Here is a 7,392-nt window from a genome sequence, read left to right on the forward strand (position 1 = left end):
CCCCGGGGGAATCCCCGGGGGCGCGGGCCTTTGTTCGACCACTAGGTCGGGACCGTCGTGCTATGGCTTCCCACGCGCTTGCTTGTAGGGGCATATATGGCGCAAATCGTGGCTGCTGGTTGATTTGTCAGATTCGGTGGAAAGATGTCATGCAACCCTAGAAAATACGGGCGGAAAACGCCTGCATTGTCACCTCTTCGTATTATCTGTCGGTTCGGAATGATGCATGGTACTACGGGCAAAGACCACAAATGTTCGACCGACGCATGCTGAGAAGGAGTGTCTCAGGGGGTACCTAAAAACCCTCTTGAGGGATATGTTTGACACGAGGGGTCGTGGTCGCAACACGGAGCCTTCCCTTACCAACTGTCAATAGAGGGGGTCACAGATGTCCCATCGAAAGTCAACGGTGCTGGCGTTCGCGCTCGCCGGCGCCCTGTCCCTGACCGTGGTCAGCGTGCCAGCCGCGTTCGCGGCAGACGCTGGCACCGCCGGTCGGGTCAACGCAGCCGCCCCGCTGCAAGCCAATGCCGATGGGTTCACCATCGACGCCGACGGCGTGCTCGTGTCGTACACGGGCACTGCGACGGATGTTCGCATCCCCGAGGGCGTGACCGAGATCAGCACGAATGCCTTCACTGACACGCAGCTGACGAGTCTGTGGATCCCCGCGAGCGTGCGAGCGATCGACGACAACGCCTTCTCGGGCCAGCCGCTGACCCAGGTCACCTTCCAGGATGACGATGCGCATCCCTCGCAGCTGGAGACGCTTGGAGAACGCGTCTTCGCATACACCCCGCTCGAACACGTCACGCTGCCTCGCTCTCTCAAGACGGCGGGCCTCGAGACTTTCAGCGACATGGGGAAACTGCGCTCCGTCCACGTTGGCCCGAACGTCCAGGCCGACGGTCTTTTCGCTGCATTCGCACGTACTCCGCTCCTGGAGAGCATCGAAGTTGACGCGGCCAACCAGAACTACCAGAGCCTTGACGGGGTCCTGTACACGAAGGGTCTGACCCACCTGGCGACCTACCCGCAGGCGAAGAATAAGGGCGGAGCCTACACGGTTTCCGAGGGGACCACGACCATCGACGAGGGCGCTTTCTCCTCCGCGCAGATCACCTCCCTGGCTTTGCCGTCGAGCCTGCGCCACGTGAACAGGGGTGCGTTCGTGGGCTCGCAGATTACCTCCCTGGCCCTGCCCGATGGCTTCGAGTCCATGGACGACACAGCCTTTTGGTACATGCCCAAGCTGCAGCGAGTCGACCTGGGCGGCACGAAGGTGCTCACAGATAGTGCCTTCCGCTACGATAAGGCGCTCGCCGAGGTGAATTTCCGCCCCGACCTGAATCGCCTGACCGACGTTGGCGACTATGCCTTCGACGGTTCGGCTCTCGTCTCTGTGTCGTTGCCCGACTCGGTAACCTCGATCGGTAAGGGCGCGTTCGCTGGGAACGCTGCGCTCCGGTCTGTGCATCTGGGCTCCGGCCTCACCTCCATTGGTGAATCCGCATTCGTGAACGCGAGCAACCTCGCCTCGCTGAGCGTTGCCCCCGCCAACTCGGTCTACACCGTGGAAGACGGCGTCCTGTACAGCAAGGGCGATGCGGGCCGCACCCTGGTCCTGTACCTGCCCACGAACGGGGCCTCCGAATTCACGGTTCCTGACGGCACGGTCGCTATCGCCGACACCGCTTTCGCGCACAACACGTCTCTGCGTCGCGTCGTCCTGCCCGAGGGGCTCACGACCATCGGCTACGGTGCCTTTGACGGCGACGCGAACCTCACCGACCTTGTCATCCCCGACTCGGTGACGGTCGCCCGCGGCCTCGTCAACAACGGTCTGGACACGATCGAGCTGGGTTCGAAGGTCACGGAACTGTGGATGACCCCGCGCGAAACCCCCACCCCGCGCCACATCATCGTGCGCGGCGGTAACAACGGCGAGTTCTACTACGAGGGCAAGGCCTCCAACGGGCGCCCCGACAGCGCCTACTTCGGTGAGGGGATGACTAGCTTCACCTTCTGGTTCGACACGCCGCGCGTCCTGGTCCTGCCCTCGACCGTGCAGGACATCAAGCTCGCCGCCGATATGGCCGACGACCTCAAGGCGGGCACCGAGATTTACGTCGCCGCCCCCAGGGGCTCGAAGGCCTGGACGCTCACCGAGGCGGCCATGAAGGAAGCCGGCTACAACACGGCAAACCTCTTCGAGTACACCCGCCTGCAGGTCGCAGTGTCGGGCGACGGAATCACCGAGGCCGGACCCGGATACACGCTCACCACCTCCGTGGGTACTCCGACGACCGTGAACGTCTCCGCGCAGGGCGGCACCCTGGGCGGACGCCAGACGCGCGTCGTGCAGATCGGCGGGGATGGTACCGAAACGGTTCTCCAGGACTGGGACTCGATGCAGGGCAGCTCGGATGAGAGTGCGTCTACCGCCTCCTACACCTGGACCCCGACCAGCGCCGACGTCGTCCTGCGCCTCGACGTGCGTCAGGACCCCCACGCCGTCACCTCGACGACCGTGACCCTCAAGGCCTCGTCTGATACGACGCCCGCCCAGGGCGCGTGGACGTGGGGCGCTCGCGGCTGGTGGTACCGCTACGCGGACGGCACCTACCCCGCGAACACGGCCAAGACCATCGACGGCCAGGTCTACCGCTTCGACGCGGACGGCTACATGCGTACCGGCTGGGTCTTCGAGCAGGGCGCCTGGTACTACCACGCGCTGTCCGGCGCTCAGGCCACCGGCTGGGTCCTTGACGGCGTCTCCTGGTACTACCTGACCCCCGGAAGTGGCCAGATGGCCACGGGATGGGTCGAAGACGGTTCGCACTGGTACTACCTGATCCCCACCAACGGGAAGATGAAGACCGGATGGCACTACGAGGACGGCTCCTGGTACTACCTCAAGCCCGGCAGTGGCCAGATGGCGACCGGACGTCTGTGGATCGTGTGGAAGTACTACCGATTCGCCGACAACGGCACGTTGATCCGCTGACCCGCTGACCCGAAGGACTACCCATGCGTTGCGCCCGCCCCGCCCGGACTCATGCCGGGGGAGCGGGCGCGCTCGCAAGGCGACGCGGGCACCGCATACGCTCCGCCCGCCCTATCGCGCCCCACAGGGATGTGCCGCGCGATCACTCATCCTCATGCAGCTCAACACTTTATGTGTGAAGAAAGCGAGCCGACAATGTTCCACTACCGACGCTCAGCGCTGACGCTCATAGCGGCCGGCGCCCTCGCGCTCACCACGATCGGCGTGCCCGCGGCCTTCGCGGACGAGGCCGACGCCACCCAGGCCTCGTCGCCCCAGCAGGGAGCGAACGACTCCCCGGCGACGATCATCGTCCAGCTCGAGGTGGGCGACGCCGGGGCCGACCATGCCGCGTACTACGCGCAGATGAAGAAACGCATCGGCGAGGCCGTGGCCGCAGCTCTCCCGGGGGCGACCATCTCCGACGTGCGCGACTACCACCACGCCTTTGACGGCTTTGCGATCCAGGCGCCCGCCTCGACGCTCGGTGTCATCAAGGCGACGTCCGGCGTCAAGGGTGCCTTCCTCGACGGCAGCCACACGTTCGCCACCGATGATGAGATCTCGGGAGGCTACCGCGCCGTCGCAGGGGGTGACGAGTCGGATGCTGCCACCGGTGCCGCGGCCCAGATGATGCGGGCCGATGCGCTCGCCCAGAAGGGCCAGGGCCAGGTCATCGAGCTCATCGACAGTGGCATCGATACCTCGCACCAGGCTTTTGCCGGCGACATGGATGCAGCGTCGCTGCGCTTCACGCAGGACTCGGTGGCCTCGCTCGCCTCGCAGCTGGGCGCCGGCAAGGGTGGCGTGTGGGTGAGCCCCAAGATCCCCTTTGCCTACGACTACGGTGATGGGGACACCGACGTGCTGGCCACGGAGGAAGGAGGCGACGGAGCCCGCAGCGCCAACAACCAGGGCACGCACGTCGCAGCCCTCGCCGCGGCTAACAGCGGACAGTTCTCGGGCGCAGCACCCCAGGCCCAGCTGATCGTCGCGAAGGTGACGACCGATCCGGGCAACCAGGCGAGCGACGTGAACCTCCTGGCCGCGCTCGACGACGCGATGGTCCTCAAGCCCGACGTCGTCTCGGTCTCCTTCTCCAAGACCGAAGGATTCACGGACGACGCAGAGGCCCTCTACTCCCACGTCTACGAGGCCCTCGGCGCGCAGGGCTCGACCGTCTACGCGCCCGCCGGTGACGTCGAGAGCTACGGTCGAGCGGACGATCCTGACAACGGTGCGCTCGGCTTCCCCGCAGCCTTCTCCTCAACCCTCGCCGTAGCCTCGGTCAACGAGCAGGAGATCATGGGTGCCCTCACCTTCGGTGATCACCTGATCGGGTACCGCCCCCTGGGACGCATGAGCAAGGGAGACGGCCCCGGCTTCGACACCCTCGCCGAGGGCACGTACCGCGTGGTCTACGCAGGCAACGGCTCGAGCGAGGACCTGACCAAGCACCTTGGAACGGACTACGGGGACCTGTCGCGCACGATCCTCCTTGAGGAGCTGGGAGGCAACGACTCACGCGGTAACTCGGTGGAGGTCAAGCACAAGATCAAGGCCCTCAAGTCCCTGACCAGCAAGCCCGCCGGCGTTCTGCTCGGACACTGGTACGACAGCGAGACCCCCATCAAGTGGTCGGTCGATCGATGGTTCAACCTGCCGATGGCGACCATTACGACCTCGGACCGCAACCGCCTCTACGACGCCATCAAGGCCTCGGAGAGCGGATCGATCGAGGTGAACGTCTCTCCCTCCACGATCCTCACCGTGCCCGAGGGGGTCCACGCCTCCGACTTCTCCTCCATGGGCGTGACCCCCGACCTGCGGCTCAAGCCCGAGGTCGCGGCCCCCGGCGGCGCGGTCATGTCCGCGACCCCCGGCAACTACTACGATCGACTGTCCGGTACGGCCGAGGCCTCGGCTCAGGCCGGCGCGGTCGCTACCCTCGTGCGTCAGCGCGTGGCAACCGATCCGGCGTTTGCGGCCCTGTCCGCCTCCGAGAAGAACGCCGTGGTCACGAACCTCCTGATGGGCACCGCGCGCCCGATCGTGGACGCGGAGCAGAATAACGGCACTTTCTACTCGCCGCGCCGCGTGGGTGCAGGTCTGGTGGACGCCCAGGGCGCCACGACCTCGTCCGTGTACCCGAGCGTCGTCGGGGCAGCGGATCCCTCGCGTCCCAAGGCCGATTTGGGTGACGGAACCTCCGGGTGGACCTTCCAGGTGACCCTGACGAACGTCTCCGACACTGCCCACACCTACACGCTGGGCGGGCAGGCGCTGTCCGAAAAGGTCGAGAGCATGCTGTTCACGCACCACTCGACGAACTGGGCGGGACAGGGCATCGACCTGACCTTCTCCTCCGACTCGGTGACCGTGCCCGCCAAGGGTGCCGCAACCGTTACCGTCACCGTGACCCCGCGCTCTGCCTTTGCCTCGTACGCTGCGGAGAGCACGCCCAAGGGTACGTTCATCGACGGCGCCGTCACCTTCACGAGCGCCGACGGCGCTCCCAACCTCACCGTCCCCTACGTGGGCTTCTACGGCTCCTGGGGTGCGCCTGCGATCTTCGACCTGGTCACGCCGGACAATCACATCAGCGGATACGGGTCGACGTTCATGAATGGGCGCCTGCCCTTTGGCCAGCAGAGCCCCTTCGACGTCGAGGACGAGCGGATGATCAACGGGGTCAATCCCGACCTCCTCGTTATCTCGCGCTCCACGCACGAGGACGCCCGGACCGTCGTCACCCCGGGCACGGTGCTGCTGCGCTCCGTTCCCTCGCTGACCTACACCTTTAGGAACGAGGCCGGGGAGACGATCCGCTCCTTCACGTGCGGGCGCGCGGATCGGTCCATCTACGACGTGCACACGCGCTCGCCACGCACGGTCGAGGACTCCGCGCCGGGCTGCGACCCGTGGTTCAACGGCTACGCGCCGGACGGCACCGAGCTGCCGGACGGACGCTACACGCTGACGATCGAGGCCTCGTCCTACGGCCCGTCGCCCGCGACCCAGTCCATCAGCTACAGCGTCATCCTGGACACGCAGGCTCCCGTCATCTCCAACGTGACGGTTTCGGGCGAGGGCAAGGACCGCGTCCTGTCCTTCGACGTCACCGACTCCTCGGCCATCGCCGGTGTCGGCTTCTCGGCTACCGAGGACGGCAAGGTCGTCGAGCGCGGCGCCGAGGTCTACCCGACCGGGCGCAGCGAGGACGGTCTGGTCCACATCCACTTCGACGTGCCGCTGAAAGACGCCCTGACGAGCATCGGCGGTGACCCGTCGACGATCTACCTTCACGTGTGGGACTGGCCGGTCAACGAGGCAACGGCGCCGGTCGCCCTCAAGGCGATCCCCATGACGTCGCTCGCGTTGTCGCGCGAGTCCGCCACGCTCGGTGTGGGGGAGACCCTCACGCTGAGCGCCACCCACGAGCCCGCGGACGCGAACGTGACCGGTGTCGTCTGGTCCTCCTCGGACGAGGCCGTGGCCACCGTCAGTGCGACTGGCGAGGTGCGCGCGGTGGGCGCGGGCGACGCGACCATCACCGTCTCCGACCCGACGCAGCCGAGCGTGTCCGTCAGCGCCACCATCCACGTCAGCGCCCCCGCGCCCGCCCCCAAGGCCGGCACCTGGAAGTGGGATGGCCGCGGCTGGTGGTACCGCTACGAGGATGGCACGTACCCCACCGATGCGACCCTTGCTATCGATGGAGCGACGTACCGCTTCGACGCGCGCGGCTACATGCGCACCGGATGGGTGAGGGAGCAAGGCTCGTGGTACTACCACAATGCATTGGGCGCGCAGGCGAGCGGCTGGGTCCTCGACGGGATCTCCTGGTACTACCTGGACCCGGCTACGGGCGTCATGGCGACCGGATGGGTCAAGGATGGCGACACCTGGTACTACCTCAATCCCACCACCGGCAAGATGATGACGGGGTGGCTCAAGGACGGCGGTGCCTGGTACTACCTGAAGACCGGAAGCGGCGCGATGGCCACGGGTCGACTGCGTATCTTCTGGACGTGGTACACCTTCTCCGAGACGGGGCAGCTGATCAGCTAGGCCGCCCCTGAGACTGACCGTCCAGGCCCGCACACCCTGCTACATGTGGGATGTGCGGGCCTGACGTCTGTCAAAGGAGGCAGGCGCCAAAATTCCCAGGGTTTTTTCAGGTTGTCTTGTCGTTGTCGCAAGGTTCGCTGTTTACACTGAATGTCATCACAAGGGAATACGGCACGGACCATGAGGGTCCGGGACATGCCGACGAGACTTTTTCGAGGAGCCTTCTGGGAAAACTTGCACTGTGTTGATGGGATAAGCCGAGGGGCCGACCGCAA

The 7,392-nt window shown here is 65.9% G+C and carries 2 protein-coding genes; both read left to right on the top strand.

The window, feature by feature from the left end:
• The first annotated feature begins 388 nt into the window (after positions 1–388).
• Positions 389–3,007: a leucine-rich repeat protein gene (locus HMPREF1137_RS01410; RefSeq protein ID WP_034496235.1), complete on the top strand. Its 2,619-nt coding sequence runs from the start codon at positions 389–391 to the stop codon at positions 3,005–3,007.
• A gap of 195 nt (positions 3,008–3,202) precedes the next feature.
• Complete coding sequence (locus HMPREF1137_RS01415; protein WP_007587983.1) at positions 3,203–7,117, top strand: S8 family serine peptidase; 3,915 nt, start codon at positions 3,203–3,205, stop codon at positions 7,115–7,117.
• The last annotated feature ends 275 nt before the right edge of the window (positions 7,118–7,392 follow it).

Origin of the sequence: Actinomyces sp. ICM39, assembly GCF_000282935.1 — a bacterium.
GTDB lineage: Bacteria > Actinomycetota > Actinomycetes > Actinomycetales > Actinomycetaceae > Pauljensenia > Pauljensenia odontolytica_B.